Genomic DNA, 17,267 nt, shown 5'->3' with positions numbered 1-17,267 from the left:
ATCTCCGAAGCGCCCCGATGACGAAGCGATACGGCGACCTCTTCGCCGCGCCGGGGCTGACCAACTTCCTCGGCTGCGTGCAGACAGCCCTCGACCTGACCGGGATCCACAGCCTCAACTTCCCGCCCTTTGGCACGGCGGACATCAACACGGCGAACCTGTACCTCGACCCCGGATCAGGTCCGGGGCAGGCTCTGCGGCTGTTCAACGCGTTCGGCGCACCGGTGACGTTCCACTGGTGGCCGGACCGGGTCGTCCGCACCGCCGAGCACGACGGGCTGAAGCTGACCTCGACGACGGCGCTCGCGCTCGGTCGGCCGGCGGCGGTGATGACGCTGGAGGTCGAGAACCGGAGCGGGTCCGAGCGCGCGGTGGAAGTCCGGCTCGGGGTGCAGGGGAGCGTGACGCAGGCGCGGCGGCCGTGGAACGCGCCGCTCCCGCCGCACGAGACCGGCCACGCCGTCTCGCTCGACGAGAGTCGAGGTGCCGTCCGTTTTCGGGCGACCGGGAGCGAAGCGGTGCAGCTTCAGGGGATGGCACCCAAGCCCGATGGGTTGCGGCCCGTCGCCCTCGCGCAGACGCTCCGCCTCGCCCCCGGCGAGACCGGGCGGATCGACTACGTCCACGCCATCGGGGCCACCGACGCCGAAGCAGAGGCGACCTACGACGCGCTCATCCGCGACGTGCCGGGAGAGCTGGAGCGCGTGCGCGCCGACTGGAACGCTGAACTGCGGGCCGTCTTCACGCCGGGCAACGACCGCTACTCGGGCCACCTCCCCGAACTGCACACCACCGACGACGCGATGGCCAAGCTCTACGCGATGGGTGCGCTCGGGGTGGTCTACTTCAAGCGCGACTCGCCGCACTCCGTCCACGGGCGCGCCTACGACACCCTCATGCCGCGCTACTGGCAGTCGGTGACGTTCCTGTGGGACTACTTCCTCTCCTCGCCCGTCCACGCCCAGCTCGACCCGGCCGTGATGCGCGGCTACCTCGACCGCTGGATGCACCTCGACGTGCACGAGCACTTCGGGACGGAATATCTGACCGGGCAGGGCGTCGGCAACTGGTACGCCGTCAACGACTTTGCGATGGTCTCGATGGCGAGCACCTACGTCCGCTGGACCGGCGACCACGACTGGCTGACGGGTACGGTCGAGGGGAGCGACGAGCGGATCGTCGACGCGCTCCGGCGCTACGCCACCAACTGGCGGCGCTTCAAAACGGACAGCGGGCTGGCCGACTACGGCGGGCTGAACAACCTCCTGGAGTGCGTCCACACCTACCTGCACGAGGTCGCCAGCCTCAACGCGGCCAACGTGTTCAACCTCCGCGAGGTCGGGCGGCTGCTCGCCCACGTCGGCGAGCCGGACGACGGTGCGTTGGAGGCCGAGGCGCAGCAGATCCTCCGCGATCTCGACGCGCTGTACGTCGACGGTAAGGGCTACTGGCGGGCGCGCTTCCCCGACGGCTCCGAGCGCGAGGTCCGCCACGGCTACGATCTCCTCACCGTCCTCAACACCATCCCCGACGACCTGACCGACCGGCGAAAGACCGAGATGGTCGCCTTCTTCCGGCGCGAACTCCAGACGCCGACCTGGATGCATGCCCTCTCGCCCGGCGACGACGACGCCTTCCGCGACGTGCGCCCGGATCACCAGTGGAACGGGGCCTACCCGGCGTGGCCGCCTGAGACCGCGCGCGGCCTTTTCCGCATCGGCCAGGCCGACCTCGCGGTCGAGTGGCTGCGCGGCCTTGCCCGGAGTGCCAACCAGGGACCGTTCGGGCAGGCCCACTTCGCCGAAGCCCTCTGGCCGACCACCGACGGCGCGGCCACGAAGGCACCGCCCGACGAGCCGTACATCAACGACTGGACGTGCTCCTCGAACGGGAGCTACGTCAACGTCGTCATCGAGGGCCTCTTCGGCGTGCAGCCTGCGCTGTCGGGGCCGCTCACGGCACAGCCGCAGTTCGGCTCGTTCGACCCGAGGGCGGAGCTGCACAACGTCGAGCACCAGGGTACGCGCTACCACGTCACCCGCGAGGGCGCTCGTCCCGCATGATCCGCCCGGTCTTCCTCCTCACACTCATGGTTACCTCCGCCTTCGCGCAGCCCGCCTCGTTCGATGCCTTTCGCGCTGAGGCCGAGGCGGCAGGACAGGCCGAGCGCGCGGCGCTCGCCGAGGCGTTCTGGGAACGGCTCGGGCCGGCGCCGCTCGTCGAGGGCGACACGGCGGCCGTGTTTCTCTGGCGCGGCGAGGCCGAGGCGGTCGGGCTGCTCGGCGACATGAGCGGGTGGGCCGAGGCGCTGCCGCTCGAGCGCCTTGCCGGGACGGACCTGTGGTACCGCCGCGAGCGCGTCGAGCCGGAGGCGCGGCTGGAGTATCTCTTCATGGTGGACACCGACGCCGAGGGGTTCGGAGCAGAGCTGCTCGGCCAGCCGGACCCGCGCAACCCGCACCGCGTGCTGAGCGGGTTCGGGCCTTTCTCCGAACTCGTCATGCCGGGCTACGCCTACCCCGAGGTCTTCGCGCCCGTCCGCGACGGCACGCCCGGCTCGTCCGACGGACCCGACCGCCACACGCTGCCGCCGGGCGCGCTGCCGTACCCCCACGGGGTGCTGGTACACACGCCGCCCGGCTACGACGCCGAGGCGTCGGCGCGCTACCCGAGCGTCTACTTTCTGGACGGCCGGGACTACGTCGCCTTCGCGCACGCGCCTGCCGTGCTGGACTGGCTGACCGAGCGCGGTGAGACCGAGCCGGTCGTCGCCGTCTTCGTGGATCCTCCCAACCGGCACCGGCCCGAGTCCCCGAACCGGATGACCGAGTACGGGATGAACGACGCCTTCGTCGCCTTCCTCGCGGACGAGCTCGTGCCCTTCATAGACAGTCGGTACCGGACGCGACCAGCCGCCGACGCCCGGCTCATCGTCGGCGACTCCTACGGCGGGCTGGCCGCGACCTACGTCCCGTTCCGGCGCTCCGACGTGTTCGGGCTCGGACACAGCCAGTCCGGGTACCACTCGTTTCAGGGCGACCGGATGATCCGGCTCATCGCCTCCGCCCCGCCCGCGCCGGTCCGGCTCTACGTCGACGTGGGGACCTACGAGACCACCGTCGGAGTGGGCCTGCTGCCGGACGGCGAGCGCGACTTCACCGCTGCCAACCGGCGGCTGCGCGACGCGCTCACCAAGCGCGGTTACGACTTCGTGTATGCGGAGTACCCCGAGGGCCACACCTGGGGCAACTGGCGGGCGCACCTGATGGACGGCCTCCGCCGCTTCTTCCCCGCCGAGGCGGACTAGCCATGCGCTTCGGGATGGACTACGGCGGGACAAACGTCAAGGCCGGCGTCTTCACCGACGCTGGCAGGCCGGTCACCTTCGAGCAGACCCCGCTGCGGACGTTCATGCATGGTGATATGCTCGCCAACCTCGTCGCCCACGCACGGGCGATGGCCTCGGGCTGCGGGCTGGTCGCCGGAGGGCTTGCCGTCAAAGGACTCGTGGACGACGGGCGCGTGCTGGACGACATCGGCGAGGGGTCGCTGCTGGCCGGGCGCGACCTGCGCGGGGCGTTCGGCGATGCGCTCGGCGTTCCCTTTGCGGTCGAGAACGACGCCCGGGCCTATGCCTGGGGCGAGTGGCGCTTCGGGGCAGGGCAGGGAGCCACGGTGATGGCCTGCCTCACCCTCGGCACCGGCCTCGGCAGCGCGCTCGTCCGGCACGGGACGCCGTACAGCGGTACCGACGCCCTCGGCGGTATCCTCGGCGGCCACATCAGCATCGACCGCCACGGCCCGGTTTGCCCGTGCGGCCAGCGTGGGTGCCTCGAACTGTACGCCTCGGCGACGGCCCTCGCCGCTCGGGTCAGGGAGGCGCATCCGAGCTTCGGCCCCGGCGATCCGCTGCCGGCGTTCTTCGCCGCCGTGCGCTCCGGCAACGCAGCGTGCCGGCACACCCTCAGCGTCTACCTCGACGACCTCGCCCTCGGCGTCGTCAATGTCATCCATGCCTACGGGCCTGACCGGGTCGTGATCGGCGGCGGGGTGATGAACAGCGCCGACCTTATCCTTCCGGGCCTCACCGAGCGGGTCCACGCTCAGGCGTGGACCGTCCCGCGTGGCCGGGTCGAGCTTGCCGCCGCCGCGCTCGGCAACCGCGCCGCCGCCCTCGGCGCAGCCTTCCACCCTTCGCTTGCCTGACTGCTCATGTCCGACCCTGTAGACTTCCCCGCCCGCACCCTGCTGCCTGCCGACGCGACCACCTTCCCGCGTGGCCTCTTCGACCCGTTCCCAGCCTTCACGCCGTCCGAGGGCCGCATCGAGCAGGGGTACGACGTCCTCGCCGATCGGATTGCCGCCGCCGTGCCGACGGGCCTGCGGGTCCTCGCGCTCGATGGGTTCCACGGCGTGGACTGGGACACGCTCCGGGCACGCTTGGCCGAGGCGCTCGCCGTGCGCGGCCTCGACCCGGCGTGGTGGCCCACTGCCGACGCCCTCGCCGAGGCTGACGCGATCGCCGAGCGGCTGGCTCCCTTCCTCGGCGGGGAGGATCCCATCTTCGGGACCCACTTCCCGCTGGGGCCGGACGTGTTCTTCGACGCCGAGCGGCTGGCCGGGCTGCGCATCGAGGCCGCCGTGGCGCGCGGCCGGGCCGCTGGCGACCTGGCGATCGTCTACGGCGTCGGGGCCGGCCTCGTCGAACTCTGGGATGCGCTGTGGTACGCCGACATCCCGAAGGACGTGCTGCAGGCCCGTGCCCGCGACGAGGGCCTGACCAACCTCGGCACCGACGAGGCGCTCCCGTTCAACCTGTTCTACAAGCGGGCCTACTTCGCCGAGTGGCCCGCCCTCAACCGCCACAAGCGCCGCCTTCTCCCGGACCTCGACCTCTTCCTCGACCTCCAGGACGCCGCCGCACCGGCGGCGATGCCGGGCGACCCCTTCCGCGCTGCGCTCCGGGAGCTTTCCGAGACGCCGTTCCGCCCGCGCCCGTGGTTCTATCCCGGCCCCTGGGGCGGCCAGTTCATGCAGGACCACATGGGCCTCGACCCCGAGCAGCCCAACTTCGCGTGGTCGTTCGAGCTCATCACCCCAGAGAACGGGATCGTCCTCGAGACCGACGGCACCCGGCTCGAATGCTCGTTCGACTGCCTGATGTTTCAGGAGTACCGGCGCGTGCTCGGCGAGGCCGCCCAGCAGTTCCGGTACGAGTGGCCCCTCCGGCTCGACTACCTCGACACGGTCAGCGGCGGCAACCTCTCCGTCCAGTGCCACCCGCGCCCCGACTTCATCCGGCACCAGTTCGGCGAGACGTTCACGCAGGACGAGACCTACTACATCTCGGCTGCGCAGGAAGACGCCGTCGTCTACCTCGGGATGCATGAGGGTGCCGCCCCCGGTGCCTTCCGCGCCGCACTCGAGGCGTCGGCCGAGTCCGGCGAGCCGGTGGACTTCGAGCAGTACGTCCACAGCGTCCCGGCCCAGCCGCACGATCTCTTCCTGATCCCCAACGGCACGGTCCACTGCAGCGGGGTTGGCAACCTCGTCTTGGAAATCAGCGCGATGCCGTACATCTTCACCTTCAAGATTTACGACTACGTCCGGCGCGATTTGGAGGGCAACCTCCGACCGATCAACCTCGACCGCGCGTGGGAGAACCTGCGCTTCGAGCGGCGCACCGAGTGGGTCCGGGACAACCTCGTTCCGACGCCACGCACGCTGCGCGAGGGCGATGGGTGGACCGAGGAGGTGCTCATGGACCGCCCCGAGTTCTTCTACGACATCCACCGCCTCAACTTCGAGGACCGGGTGGAACTGAAGACGGACGGGCGGGCGCTGGCGGTCAACCTCGTGGAAGGCGAGGCGGTAGAGATCGCCGCGCAGAACGGACGGCGGCAGCCGCTGCGCTACATGGAGTCGGCCGTCGTCCCGGCGGCCGCTGCGCAGGTAGCATTTATCAACCGAGGCAACAGCCCGTGCCGGCTCGTACTCGTCTTCGTGCGCCCCGGCGTAGGAACGGAGCTACCACTCAACGATCCCATCGGCTAGCGCCGCGCCCTGCCAGCACCGGTGCCTTGCTCTGCGACGAAGCCCGCACCGATGCGCCTCAACAAGCAGAAGCCGTGGCAAGACAGTCGCTTGCGAAGGCTTCTCGTGGGCTCTACTGGATTCGAACCAGTGACCTCGTCGATGTCAACGACGCGCTCTAACCAACTGAGCTAAGAGCCCATCGCCGGACGCAGCAGGAAACCGCGAGCGCATCCGGCGCGGAAGGCCAAAATATACCGCCCCGTCCAGAGGGGAATCAACAGACAAGGCCGAGCCAGGCCCGATGCCGGCGTGAATCTTCAATGGACCGGCGAGAACGCAGGGTCGGGAACCTGGAGACGCTGTTACGAATCCGACACTAGACGGGTACCTTGTCCCGATCCATCTCAACACCGTGCGGAGAACGAACTCCGGTATATTTTCCGGTACAGCCCGTTCAGGCCGCTAATCCAGCAGTTTGTTCCACCTCTGCGCAATTTGACCCTGTTTCCCAGGGTTCACATCTCCGAGTGGCATATGCTTTGGTGCAGCGCGCTCGCAATCTGAATCAAGATGAGATAGAAAGCAGCCGATACACCTGGCGTACCCCGCCGGGTCTGACGCTGTAGATAGGCTAATGAATCTCTCCCTTCGTCCACGCTCCCTCGAACCTGAACGCCCGTCCGTGGCGATGCAGGAGGCTGCGCTCGAACGGGCGATGGAGGCGGCGCGCGACCCGCTCGGCTCGCTCGACCCGGAGCCGTGGACGTACTACAGGCTGGACGAGGAGACGGTCTCGGCCGTGGTGTGGCTCTACGCCCGCCTACTCGAAGAGGAGATGGGGCCGGAGGGCGCACGGGCCGCCTACGGGCAGTGGCGCGCTATACCCGGATGGGTCGTCGTCACCTGCGCGCGCATCGATGATGAGGCGAAGATGGAGCGCGCCGTGGAGGACTGCCTGACCTCGGTGCAGCGCGCCACGCTCTCGCTCTGGAGCGACAACGTCCCGAACAACTGGGTGACGGACATGATCACGGAGCACCCGGAGCTCTACGCCCTCGTCGGGGTCGACGCCGCGGAGGAGAAGGTGCTCGGCATCGTGTGGTTCGGCCACCCGGAGCAAGGGTAGAGGCAGAAAAGAAAGGAGAGAGTAGAGGTACGCTGCTCCTGCTCTTCTATCTTATCGCTCTCCTCTCTCGCCGCCCTCTTTCCTCCGAATGCGCCTCCACTACGAGCACCCCTGGGATGTCACTCCGAAGGAAGCCGTCGCCTTGCAGCGCGACCTCGCCGCGCTCGTCCGCTTTAAGCCGCTGGCTGAGGACATCGCGACCGCATGCGGCGTGGACGTGAGCGTGCGCGGCGACCGGGTGCGGGCCGCCCTCGTCGTGCTGCGGCTGGCCGACTTCGAGGTCATCGACCAGGCGACGTGGGAGGGACCGACGGCGTTTCCCTACGTGCCGGGCTTGCTCTCCTTCCGCGAGATGCCCGCCGTCCTCCCGGCGCTCGACACGCTAACCACCGAGCCGGACGTATTCGTCCTCGACGCGCACGGCTACGCGCACCCGCGCCGGTTCGGCCTGGCGTGCCACCTCGGGGTGCTGCTCGACAAGCCGGCCATCGGGGTGGCGAAGACGCGGCTCACGGGGCGCTACGACGAGCCGGGACCGACGAAAGGCGACCTCGCGCCGCTCACCGACAAGGGCGAGCCGATTGGAGCCGTCATTCGGACGCGGGAGAACGTCAAGCCGGTGTTCGTCTCGGTCGGCCACCGCGCCTCACTGCGGACAGCGGTTAAGTTGACGCTGCGCTGCGCCACGCGCTTCAAGCTCCCGATGCCGACGCACCTCGCCCACCGGCTGAGCAAGTACGGTGCGTTGTAGAGAACGGTCACTGGTAGCGATGCTCGAGGCCTATGGAATGTGGCGATGCCAGAAGTTTACGGAATGATTCTCTGTGGCTAGTGTGATTCGAGTCCCCAGACCACGTTCATCCAACTGCTCCCAAACAGTTTCTTCCCCTTGCATATCTCTCCATTGCTCATGAAAAGAACTAAAAGCGTCGTTCGTGAATCGTACAGTGAAGGTATGGTAGGTCTCACGCGACGCAATGTAGGAGTCGGAGTCAACGATTTCAAAATCAGGCGGCACATCGAAGTCTAGATGTACCTCCAACTGACGCTCGGCCCACCGTTCTGGACTGGGGTCTGGACCCAAGGAAACAGCCCACACGAGGATGACGGGCCAGGTTGCCCATATGAATATGGCGATAGGAGCAATTATTCCTATGCATCCTGCCAATACCTGTAACCAGCCTAATGCCGGACTGCATCTAAACGGCATTCTTAGAAACGGAGGCGCATTCGCACGTTGACGGTGCGTGGGGTGAGGCGCGTCGGGATGCGCTGCCAGATGCCGCGCGCATCGGCGACGTAGGAGTACGAGATCGTGTTCGTCATGTCGAACACGTTGAGCACCTCGCCGGTGAGCTCCAGCCGGACGGGGTTGCCGGACGGGGTGCGCTGGGCGAGCGTGGCCTCCTTCGTGATGCCGAGGTCGAGGCGGCGGTACTCGGGGAAGCGCTGCGAGTTGCGGAAGCCGGGGGCCTGAAGCTGCACGCCGCCGACGACCTCGCCGGGGGCGGGCGGCGTGAAGGGCGTGCCGGTCCCGAAGAGCGCGCGGAGGTGGGCCTTCCACGTCGTGCTGTTGGGGACGTAGTCCTGCACGAAGAGCGCGAAGTTGTGCCGCCGGTCGGTCGGGCGCGGCGTGGAGCCGCTCACGCCGGGCGTCGGCCGGAGGAACTCTTCGCTCGTCTTGAGGAAGCCGTAGTTGAGCCAGCTCTCCAGGCCGGGCACGAACTCGCCGCGGAGCTGGAGGTCGAACCCGAAGGCGTAACCGTCGGCGTCGTTCTCGCCCGAGTAGACCGTGCGGACGTTCTCCACGTCGTAGGTGATGAGGTTTGAGAGCGCCTTGTAGTACGCCTCGGCGCGGCCGTAGAAGCGGACCTTCGGGAAGAAGCGCTCCACGCCCCCGATGAACTGAATCGCGCGCTGGCTCCGGATGTCCCGGTTGAGTGTCCCCCGGATGATGTTGTTGCTGCCGACGGTCGTCGAGTCGAAGATCGGCTCGCCGCGCAGCTCGCGGTAGGTCGGGGCCTGGTGGTAGACCCCGGCGGCGGCAGTGACGGTCGTAAGCGGGTTCCACACGTAGCGGGCCGAGAGGCGCGGGCTGACCGTCAGTTCGTCGTTGAACGTGAAGTAGTCGGCGCGCACGCCGCCGGTGACGACGAGTTTGCCGGACTCCGCCAACACGTCGACCGCGTCCTGGAGGTAGACTCCGACCTGCTCTTCGCTGAACGAGGTCTGGTCGGAGAGGCTGTCGGCCGGGACCTCGACCGGGTTGCCGTTCTCGGCGCGGCCGGCGAGGTAGCTGACCTCGAAGAGGCGGTCGTCGAAGCTGAACCGGCGGGCGGTCCAGCCGAGCTCGGCGGCGTGGCGCCCGGCGCTCAGGCGGTAGCGCCCGCCACCGGAGAGCGTGCTGACGCGGACGTTGTTGTTGGTCGTGTCGCGCTGGCTGGCGGCCCCGGTCTGGATCAGGTTCGTCGGGTCGTCCGGGTCCTCGAACGGGTTGTCGATGCGGAAGAGCCCGACGCTGCCGGCGATGTTGAGCGTCTCGAACTCCTCGACGTCGAAGTACGACACGTCGTGCTCGACGCGGAGCGCGTTCGTGATGGTGTTCAGCACGCGGACCCCGCCGAAGCCGAGCGTGTAGCCGTCCTCCTCGAGCCCGTCGAACCCGAACGAGACCGAGCGGAGGTCCTGGAACGTGCCGAAGAACGTCCGCCGGGTCGTCGGGACGAGGCGGAAGCGGTGGTCGAGGAGCAGGCCGAGGCCCTGGATCTCGTGCCCCTCGGCGATGCGGTAGGTGACGGTCGACTGCACGTCGGCGAACTCGGGGTCGTACTCGCCCTTGAGCTCCTGCGTCCCGAAGAAGCCCTCGGGCCGCGCCGAGCGCGCGGCGAGCGCCACCCCGAGCCGCCCGCCGAGCAGGCCGAGCTTCAGGTGCCCGCCCGCATCGAGCGTCGAGGCGTAGGCCCCACCTGCGACCGTGTTGTCGCCGTCGCCGCCGGGGCGGGCGTAGGCCACGTCGAGCGCCGACGAGAGCTTGCCGCCGTAGCGCGCCGGGAAGCCGCCGGCGTAGAGCGTCAGCCGGTCGGTCATGTCGAGGTTGACGATCCCGAGCCCCTCCTGCTCGCCCTGCTTGGTGCGGAACGGGGTGTAGACCTCGAAGCCGTCGATGTAGTACAGGTTCTCGTTGTAGCCCCCGCCGCGCACCGAGTATTGGTACGAGGTCTCGTTGTTGCTCGTCACGCCCGGCAGCACTTTGATCGCCCGCAGCCCGTCGTTGAGCGGGGACGGGATCTCCTCAGCCGTCCTCGGGTCGAGGGTGTAGACCCCGGCGTCCTGAGGAATTTCCTCGGCCTCCACCTCAACGCCTTCCATCTCGATGTCGGTCTCTTCGAGCGCCACGTCGAGGCGCGCCGTCTCGTTCTTGCGGATCGTCACCGAGTCCGTCCGCGCCTGGAAGCCGACCGCCGAGACGCGGAAGACGTAGGTGCCGGTCGGGAGGCGGAGGGCGAACGTCCCGTCCGGCTCCGTCGCCGTGCCGAACGAGGTGCCGTCCACGACGACGTTGGCACCGGGCACCGGGCTGCCGTTGCTTTGCTGGGTGACGCGGCCCTCGATCTGTCCCAGGTTCTGGGCGAGGGCAGGGGCGGCGGCGAAAGACAGCGCGAGGCCGAGCAAGGCGAGCGCGCGGGGGAGACGAGGCATACCGTCGGAGCACCAGAGGTTGATGAGCAGAAAGCGGACGGTAGCCTATCGCAGCGGCGTCGGAATTGAGCGGTTGGGGCGAAGAATATAAGGCGTTGCGGAGCCTAGCCCTACCTTCGGCGGCGAAAGGGACCAGATTCTACCCTTTTGTGATGCGCTCTAGACATCGCTCAGGTCTGGATCGTTGTCGCTGAGATGCTGCCGCATGTGACGCACGGTGAGCACCTCTACGCGCTCCGGCTGGACCTTGTAGAGGATTCGGTACCGCTTGTAGAAGACCTCGCGTATGGCCTCGCGCCGCAACTCGGGGACGACGCGCCCGCTACGCGGAAAGGGCTCTAGGCGCTCGGCAGCAGCGAACAGCCCGTCCACCCAGCGTTCTGCCGCTCCTAGGTCGTCCACGGCGAGGTAGTCGGCGATCTCCGACACGCGTTCGAGAGCGACCGTAGACCAGTGGACGCGCATCACTGCCGGAGCCGGGCGAGCACTTGAGCCTTCGCCGCTTCGTGGCCGAGACCGCCGCCCGCCGCGAGGTCCGCCTCGGCGGCCTGCACATCGCGGAGGAGGTCGAGTTCGTCGATCAGGCGCTCGTACTCGTGGGCGTCCAGGACGACGGCCGTGCCCTGACCGTGCTGGGTGAGCACGAGCGGCCGGCGGGTCTGCCGGACGTGCTTGATGAGCGACGCGGCGTTGGCCCGGAAGTCCGACAGCGAGCGGATGTCTTGCGTGGGATGGATGTGCGACATGAGGTACGTGCTCTGGTACGCTAAACAGGACCAACGCCTGTGAAGACGCTTTGCTCCCTGCAGCTTCAGATCAGCCCGAGCGCGCGGACGATGACGAGCAGCTCCACGGCGGGCATCACGAGCCCGTACAGGGTGCCGGCCAGGACTTGCCCCGGCGAGTGTGCCCCGACGCGCACGCGCGCCCACATCAGCACCGGCAGCAAGAGCAGCAGCGGGGCCACCGTGAGTACGGTCAGCACTGCCTCGGTGCCGGGCGGGAGGTCCCGCCAGACGGTCAGCGAGACGAAGAGCAGGATCGAGACAAACCCGGCGAGGCTCGTCATGTGGACCGAGATCTTCCAGCGCAGGTTGACGAGGAGGAGGACCGCCGTGTTGAGCGGGTAGATCAGCGCGAGCGCAACCAGGAACGGGACCGCCGTCGTCCCGACGAGCGCCATCACGGCGATGCCGACGGCGTAGGAGGCGATGCCGACGAGGAAGGGCTTGAGCCGCCCGGACCGCTCGCGCACCTCCAGCGATGTGGCTTCGCCCCGGCGGACGAGGGTGATCACGTAGGCCAGCGGGACTGCGCTGAAAAACACGAGCGCCACCGCCACAATGAGCGCGATCTCGCCGCCCGCCGCCCCGAAGTGCCACAGGATCAGCCCGAACCCGACCGGCGGGAGGACGAGCGGGTTGAGGACGTACGACAGCAGGTTCGCCGCCTGGTAGCCGAGGTCGCGGCGTGCCTCAGGGCCTGCTGCTATCGCGCTGGCGGGTTGCATGCGTGGGAACGGAAAATCGGAGGGATGGAAGAGCGGAGGGAGAGTGCGACGAGGGATGAGTCTGTGATCTTCCCTGCTTCCGCTCATCCGCACTTCCGCTCCTAGTACGCTCGGGCGAAGAGGACGCGGCCGGCGGAGGGCTGGCCGGTCAGCGGGTCCTGGCCGGGCTCGTCGTCGCGCTCGAAGGGAACGACGCGGATCGTGGCTTTGGTCTCCTCTTTGATGCGCGCCTCGGTCTCCGGCGTGCCGTCCCAGTGGGCGAGGACGAACCCGCCGTCCTCGACGGCCGCCTTGAAGTCGCCGTACGAGTCGACCGTTGCCGTGCGACTGTCGCGGCGGTCGCGGGCGCGGTTGAACAGGCCCTGCTGGATGGCGTCGAGGAGGCTCGTGACGGTGTCGGCGAGGGTGTCGAGCGGCACGGACTGCTTGCCGTCCTGGTCGCGCCGGGCGACTTCGACGGTGCCGTTCTGCACGTCGCGCGGGCCGACGGCGAGGCGGAGCGGGACGCCCTGCACCTCGTACTCGTTGAACTTCCAGCCCGGCCGCTGCGCCTCGCGGGCGTCGACGTGGACGCGGACGCCGGCCACGTCGAGGTCCCGGCGGATGCGCTCGGCGGCGTCGAGTACGGCCTCCTTGTCGTCGGGCTTGTTCGCGCGGTAGATCGGGACGACGACGACCTGCGTCGGCGCGAGGCGCGGCGGGAGGACGAGGCCCTGGTCGTCGCCGTGCGTCATCACGAGGCCGCCGACGAGGCGCGTCGAGACGCCCCAGCTCGTCGCCCAGACGTGCTCCTGCTCGTTGCTCTGGTTGGTGAAGGTGCAGTCGAAGGCGCGAGCGAAGTTCTGCCCCAGGAAGTGCGAGGTCCCCGCCTGGAGCGCCTTGCCGTCTTGCATCAGCGCCTCGATCGCGAAGGTGTCGACGGCCCCGGGGAAGCGCTCGCTCTCGGTCTTCGCGCCCCGTACGACCGGCATCGCCATCCAGTCCTCGGCGAAGGTCGCGTAGACGTCGAGCATCCGGCGCGCCTCCTCGACGGCCTCGGCCTCGGTCGCGTGCGCGGTGTGGCCCTCCTGCCAGAGAAACTCGGCGGTGCGGAGGAAGAGCCGCGTCCGCATCTCCCACCGGACCACGTTGGCCCACTGGTTGATCAGGATCGGGAGGTCACGCCAGCTCTGGATCCACCGGCTGTAGGCGTCCCAGATGATCGTCTCGCTCGTCGGGCGGACGATGAGCGGCTCCTCCAGTTCGGCCTCGGGGTCTACGATCAGCTCGCCCGCGTCGTCGGTCTTGAGGCGGTAGTGGGTGACGACGGCGCACTCCTTGGCGAAGCCGTCGACGTGGTCGGCCTCGCGGGCGAGGAAGCTCTGCGGGATGAAGAGCGGGAAGTAGGCGTTGCGGTGGCCCGTCGCCTTGAACATCCCGTCGAGGGCGCGCTGCATGTTCTCCCAGAGCGCGTAGCCGTTGGGCGGGATGATCATCGACCCCCGGACGGGCGAGTACTCGGCGAGGCCCGCGGCGCGGACCACGTCGACGTACCACTGCGAGTAGTCGTGCTGCTGGGGCGTAATGGCGTCTGCCATGGCGAAGGGTGTGGCGAGAGAAGAGATCAGGAACGACGCGCGCCCCGGGGGTTCGGGGCGCGGCAGGGCGGATCGCGGCGCGGCGTGCTTCTTGCCCTCCGGGGGAGAGGCAGCGCTGGATGTTACTTCCGGCGGCGGCGCGGCGGCTCTGGGAGCAAAGGATCAAATATACCGTGCCCGTCCGCGTGCTCGCAACGCGCTGCGGACCCTGGGCCCTCGCTGTCGGTACACTGCTGACGCATCCGCCGCACCAACATCGACTCCTGGCTACCATGAACCCGCTTCCCCGCTTCCTCGTCCCGCTCGTGCTCGTCGCGGTGAGCTTCAGCCTGTCGAGCTGCTACACCCAGCTCGGCGCGGACGCCGCCTACGCCGCCGGCAGCGACTACCGCCTCCCCGCCGACTACGCTGAGCGCACGAGCGCTGAGCCGGAGGCGGCCCCGACCTGGACCGGCAGCACGGCCCGCGTCGGCCTGGGCTATGCCCCGGAGGCCGGCGAGACGATCTACTACGAGGGAGAGACCTACGCCGAGGGCGTCTACCAGGACACCTACGGCGAGACCTACGGCGGCGGGTACTACGACGACGACGTGCAGGTCACGCGCTACCGCTACGAGGACCCGGTCTACGAGGACTATGACCGCTACTACGACGCAGGCTCCGACTACTTCGGCGGCTCGTACTACAGTCCTTACTTCGTCAGCTACGCGCCGTACTACCGCCCCTTCCGCTGCCGCTTCTACCAGTTCTACTCGCCGTTCTACCCGGCCCCGTCGTGGGCTTACGGCTTCGATCCCTTCTTCGACTTGCGCTTCCGCTACAGCTTCGGCGTGAGCTTCCGCTTCGGTTTCGGCAGGCCCTTCTACTCCGGCTTCTACGACCCCTTCTTCTACGACCCCTTCTTCGCGCCCTACTACGGGTTCCGCCCGACGTTCTTCGGCGGCTACGGGGCCGGCTTCTTTGACGGGTACGCGGCGGGCTTCTTCGACGGCAGCTTCTACAACGGCGGGTTTTACGGCGGCGGCTTCTACGGCGGCAGTAGCGGCGGCATCCGGGGCGGCGGCACGCGGGGCAGCATCCGCACGGCGCTCGGCACCGACCGGACGCGCCGCAACGCGCTCTCGGCCTACGCCAACGACCGCCGCCGGGGCGACGTGCTGCTCGACGCGCCGCTCGGCGTGGGCAGCATCCGCACGCTCTCGCGCTCGGCGCAGCAGCAGGTAGCCGCGCGGCAGGAGTCCGTCCGCGACGCGGTCCGCGCAGGTACGCCGATCCGCCCGGCGGGCGCGTCGCTCTCGGCCTCCACCGACCGCGACACGCCGGTCCGGCCGACGCGCACCGATGCGCCCCAGCTTGGCACGCCGCCGCGCGTCCGCCCGTCGGCGGCTTCCGCGCCGTCCGTCCGCCCCTCCACACGCGTCCGTCCTTCGACCTCGTCGCCGTCCGTTCGTCCGTCCACGCGTGTTCGCCCCTCCACGTCGGCTCCGTCGGTGCGTCCCTCGACCCGGGTGCGTCCCTCGGACCAGCCCTCGGTTCGGGAGGGGTCTACGCCTCGCGTCCGTCCGCAGCCCGACCGGTCGCCTCGTGTCCGACCGCAGCCTGACCGTACGCCGCGCGTGGCTCCGCAGCCCGACCGCCGGACCCGGACCGAGCGCCCGACCCCGCGTACCCGCACCGAGCGCCCTGCGCCTCGGCCTCGCACCGAGCGCTCCGCACCGCGCCCACGCTCCGAGCCGCCGCGCCGCCGGTCTGGCAACGACGACGGTGCCCGCTCCAGCAGCTCCAACCGCCGCCCGAGTGCGCGCCCGGCTCCGCGTCCGGCACCTCGCCCGAGTGCGCGCCCGAGTTCGCGCGGCTCGTCGTCGCGGGGGACGGCCCGCCCGTCGTCGCGCGGCTCGTCGAACTCCAGCGGTCGGTCCAGCCGGGGCGGCTCGCGCCGCGGCGGCGGTGAGTAAGCGCGCTGCACCGCTAACGTGATGTACTGATGTGCTGAGGAGGCCCGTGCGCCCCGTGCGGGCCTCTTCTGCGTCTGCCCTCTACGCCCGTCCACCATCCAACCGGTTCTATGAACGCTCGCATTTTCTGGGCCGCTGCCCTTGCGCTGGCCGCTGCGATGCTGCCCGTGCAGGCGCAGACGGGCGAAGACGTGCTCCGCTACGGTCAGCGCTTTCCGGCGGTCGATGCCCGGATGACGGGCCTCGCGGGGGCCGGCGTGGCCGGCATCGCAGACTGGGGGGCGGCCTTCGCCAACCCGGCGGGCCTGGGCCTCATCCGCCGCTCGCACGCTGTCGGCTCGCTCGGCGGCGGGACGCTGGAGAGCGACGCCGTCTTTGAGGGCGAAGCGCTCACCGCGACGGCAAGCCGCACGACGCTCGGCAGTGCGGCGTACGTGGGCGTCGTGCCGGTCCGTCGCGGCTCGCTCGTCCTCGGCGTCGGGTACAACCAGACGGCCGGATTCGACCGCGAACTGTCGTTCGGACAGGTGGGGACCGGGCCCTTCGGCGACGTGTTCGAAGAGGGCGAGCGCGGCGAGCTGTCGTTCGTTGGGGCGGTCGAGGTGGCGCCGCGCGTCCTGTTCGGGGCCTCGCTCAACCTCGTCGGCGGGGAGTACCAGTTCGAGCAGTTCATAGAAAACGTCTTCCCGGAGGGCGAGGAGCCACTCCGGTTTCTCGAAGCCGACCTCGGCGGCGTCAACGTCCGCGCCGGCCTCGCAGCCGAGGTGTCGGCGGGGACGCGCCTCGGCCTCGCCGTCGAGACGCCGACCTACTTCCGCATCGAGGAGGAGGACGAGTTCGGCCCGTTCGAGCCGTATTCGATCACGACGCCGTGGCGGCTCTCCGGCGGGCTGGCCTATGACCGGGGCGGGCTGCTGCTCGCCGCCGACATCGAGTTCGTGGACTGGTCGCAGGCCCGGCTCCGCCCGAGCAACGACTTCGTCGACGCCAACTTCGACCTGCGCCGGAGCTACAGCGAGGTCCTGAACACGCGCTTCGGCGCAGAATACGACCTCGGCGTGTGGGCCGTCCGCGCCGGGGCGGCCTTCCAGCCGGACCCGCTCCGCGAGGAGTTCGAGCGCCTCGCCCAGGCCGGCGAGCCCGACCTCGACCGGCTGCGCTCGACCTACACTGTCGGGTTCAGCCTCAAGACGCTGAACCGCATCGCGCTCGACGTGGCCTACGCTTACACCGAGTTCGAGGACCGGGTCGTGTTCGACTCGGCCGATGCCGGCGCGCTGGTGGTAAGCGAAGACGTGGTCCGCAACCGCTTCGTCGTGGGTGTGCGCGTGGCATTGTGACGGACGTGTGGGGAACAGGAGGGC

Annotated in this window: 13 protein-coding genes and 1 tRNA gene; 8 read left to right on the top strand and 6 right to left on the bottom strand. The window is 69.2% G+C overall.

Features of this window, described 5'->3' with window-relative positions:
* Nucleotides 1-17 precede the first annotated feature (17 nt).
* The 4 genes from AAGI91_03485 to AAGI91_03470 are packed head-to-tail and all read left to right on the top strand — an operon-like array spanning nucleotide 18 to nucleotide 6,054.
* Nucleotides 18-2,063, top strand: a complete 2,046-nt coding sequence (locus AAGI91_03485; protein MEM1041669.1) for a hypothetical protein — start codon at nucleotides 18-20, stop codon at nucleotides 2,061-2,063.
* Nucleotides 2,064-2,089: 26 nt separating this feature from the next.
* Nucleotides 2,090-3,307 carry an alpha/beta hydrolase-fold protein gene (locus AAGI91_03480; protein ID MEM1041668.1) on the top strand — a complete coding sequence of 406 codons (1,218 nt, stop codon included), beginning with the start codon at nucleotides 2,090-2,092 and terminating at the stop codon, nucleotides 3,305-3,307.
* 2 nt (nucleotides 3,308-3,309) lie between these two features.
* Nucleotides 3,310-4,206 carry an ROK family protein gene (locus AAGI91_03475; protein MEM1041667.1) on the top strand — a complete coding sequence of 299 codons (897 nt, stop codon included), beginning with the start codon at nucleotides 3,310-3,312 and terminating at the stop codon, nucleotides 4,204-4,206.
* A 6-nt stretch (nucleotides 4,207-4,212) separates the two neighbouring features.
* Nucleotides 4,213-6,054, top strand: coding sequence for a class I mannose-6-phosphate isomerase (locus AAGI91_03470; GenBank protein ID MEM1041666.1), 1,842 nt, complete (start codon nucleotides 4,213-4,215; stop codon nucleotides 6,052-6,054).
* A 106-nt stretch (nucleotides 6,055-6,160) separates the two neighbouring features.
* Here the strand turns inward: AAGI91_03470 and AAGI91_03465 are convergent.
* Nucleotides 6,161-6,234 (bottom strand) — tRNA-Val (locus AAGI91_03465).
* Between the two features lie 436 nt (nucleotides 6,235-6,670).
* Between AAGI91_03465 and AAGI91_03460 the strand changes: the two genes are divergently transcribed.
* Nucleotides 6,671-7,162 (top strand): hypothetical protein, encoded by a 492-nt coding sequence (locus AAGI91_03460; protein MEM1041665.1) that lies wholly within the window; start codon nucleotides 6,671-6,673, stop codon nucleotides 7,160-7,162.
* Between the two features lie 88 nt (nucleotides 7,163-7,250).
* Nucleotides 7,251-7,913 carry an endonuclease V gene (locus AAGI91_03455; GenBank protein MEM1041664.1) on the top strand — a complete coding sequence of 221 codons (663 nt, stop codon included), beginning with the start codon at nucleotides 7,251-7,253 and terminating at the stop codon, nucleotides 7,911-7,913.
* Between the two features lie 461 nt (nucleotides 7,914-8,374).
* Here the strand turns inward: AAGI91_03455 and AAGI91_03450 are convergent, their stop codons facing one another.
* The 5 genes from AAGI91_03450 to proS all read right to left on the bottom strand — a co-directional run bounded on the left by AAGI91_03450 (nucleotide 8,375) and on the right by proS (nucleotide 13,948).
* Nucleotides 8,375-10,861: a TonB-dependent receptor gene (locus tag AAGI91_03450; GenBank protein ID MEM1041663.1), complete on the bottom strand. Its 2,487-nt coding sequence runs from the start codon at nucleotides 10,859-10,861 to the stop codon at nucleotides 8,375-8,377.
* A gap of 159 nt (nucleotides 10,862-11,020) precedes the next feature.
* Nucleotides 11,021-11,326, bottom strand: a complete 306-nt coding sequence (locus AAGI91_03445; protein MEM1041662.1) for a type II toxin-antitoxin system RelE/ParE family toxin — start codon at nucleotides 11,324-11,326, stop codon at nucleotides 11,021-11,023.
* A complete protein-coding gene (locus AAGI91_03440; protein MEM1041661.1) occupies nucleotides 11,326-11,607 on the bottom strand; it encodes a type II toxin-antitoxin system Phd/YefM family antitoxin in 282 nt (93 codons plus the stop codon). Before AAGI91_03440 ends, AAGI91_03445 begins: the two co-directional genes overlap by 1 nt.
* A 65-nt stretch (nucleotides 11,608-11,672) precedes the next feature.
* Nucleotides 11,673-12,371, bottom strand: coding sequence for a hypothetical protein (locus tag AAGI91_03435; GenBank protein MEM1041660.1), 699 nt, complete (start codon nucleotides 12,369-12,371; stop codon nucleotides 11,673-11,675).
* Between the two features lie 101 nt (nucleotides 12,372-12,472).
* Entirely contained in the window at nucleotides 12,473-13,948 is a 1,476-nt protein-coding gene (proS, locus tag AAGI91_03430) for a proline--tRNA ligase (GenBank protein MEM1041659.1), read from the bottom strand.
* A gap of 272 nt (nucleotides 13,949-14,220) precedes the next feature.
* On the opposite strand from proS, the gene AAGI91_03425 reads away from it, so the two are divergent.
* Nucleotides 14,221-15,903, top strand: coding sequence for a hypothetical protein (locus tag AAGI91_03425; GenBank protein MEM1041658.1), 1,683 nt, complete (start codon nucleotides 14,221-14,223; stop codon nucleotides 15,901-15,903).
* Between the two features lie 110 nt (nucleotides 15,904-16,013).
* Complete coding sequence (locus AAGI91_03420; protein ID MEM1041657.1) at nucleotides 16,014-17,243, top strand: hypothetical protein; 1,230 nt, start codon at nucleotides 16,014-16,016, stop codon at nucleotides 17,241-17,243.
* Nucleotides 17,244-17,267: the final 24 nt, after the last annotated feature.

This window comes from Bacteroidota bacterium, assembly GCA_038746285.1.
Classification (GTDB): domain Bacteria; phylum Bacteroidota; class Rhodothermia; order Rhodothermales; family JANQRZ01; genus JANQRZ01.
The sequence above is the reverse complement of the archived record's forward strand: the minus strand, read 5'-3'. Positions and strand labels throughout refer to the sequence as shown.

Coding starts and splice junctions, on each gene's coding strand:
- AAGI91_03485 (MEM1041669.1), top strand. CDS start 18: ATGACGAAGCGATACGGCGACCTCTTCGCCGCGCCGGGGCTGACCAAC.
- AAGI91_03480 (MEM1041668.1), top strand. CDS start 2,090: ATGGTTACCTCCGCCTTCGCGCAGCCCGCCTCGTTCGATGCCTTTCGC.
- AAGI91_03475 (MEM1041667.1), top strand. CDS start 3,310: ATGCGCTTCGGGATGGACTACGGCGGGACAAACGTCAAGGCCGGCGTC.
- AAGI91_03470 (MEM1041666.1), top strand. CDS start 4,213: ATGTCCGACCCTGTAGACTTCCCCGCCCGCACCCTGCTGCCTGCCGAC.
- AAGI91_03460 (MEM1041665.1), top strand. CDS start 6,671: ATGAATCTCTCCCTTCGTCCACGCTCCCTCGAACCTGAACGCCCGTCC.
- AAGI91_03455 (MEM1041664.1), top strand. CDS start 7,251: ATGCGCCTCCACTACGAGCACCCCTGGGATGTCACTCCGAAGGAAGCC.
- AAGI91_03450 (MEM1041663.1), bottom strand. CDS start 10,861: ATGCCTCGTCTCCCCCGCGCGCTCGCCTTGCTCGGCCTCGCGCTGTCT.
- AAGI91_03445 (MEM1041662.1), bottom strand. CDS start 11,326: ATGCGCGTCCACTGGTCTACGGTCGCTCTCGAACGCGTGTCGGAGATC.
- AAGI91_03440 (MEM1041661.1), bottom strand. CDS start 11,607: ATGTCGCACATCCATCCCACGCAAGACATCCGCTCGCTGTCGGACTTC.
- AAGI91_03435 (MEM1041660.1), bottom strand. CDS start 12,371: ATGCAACCCGCCAGCGCGATAGCAGCAGGCCCTGAGGCACGCCGCGAC.
- proS (MEM1041659.1), bottom strand. CDS start 13,948: ATGGCAGACGCCATTACGCCCCAGCAGCACGACTACTCGCAGTGGTAC.
- AAGI91_03425 (MEM1041658.1), top strand. CDS start 14,221: ATGAACCCGCTTCCCCGCTTCCTCGTCCCGCTCGTGCTCGTCGCGGTG.
- AAGI91_03420 (MEM1041657.1), top strand. CDS start 16,014: ATGAACGCTCGCATTTTCTGGGCCGCTGCCCTTGCGCTGGCCGCTGCG.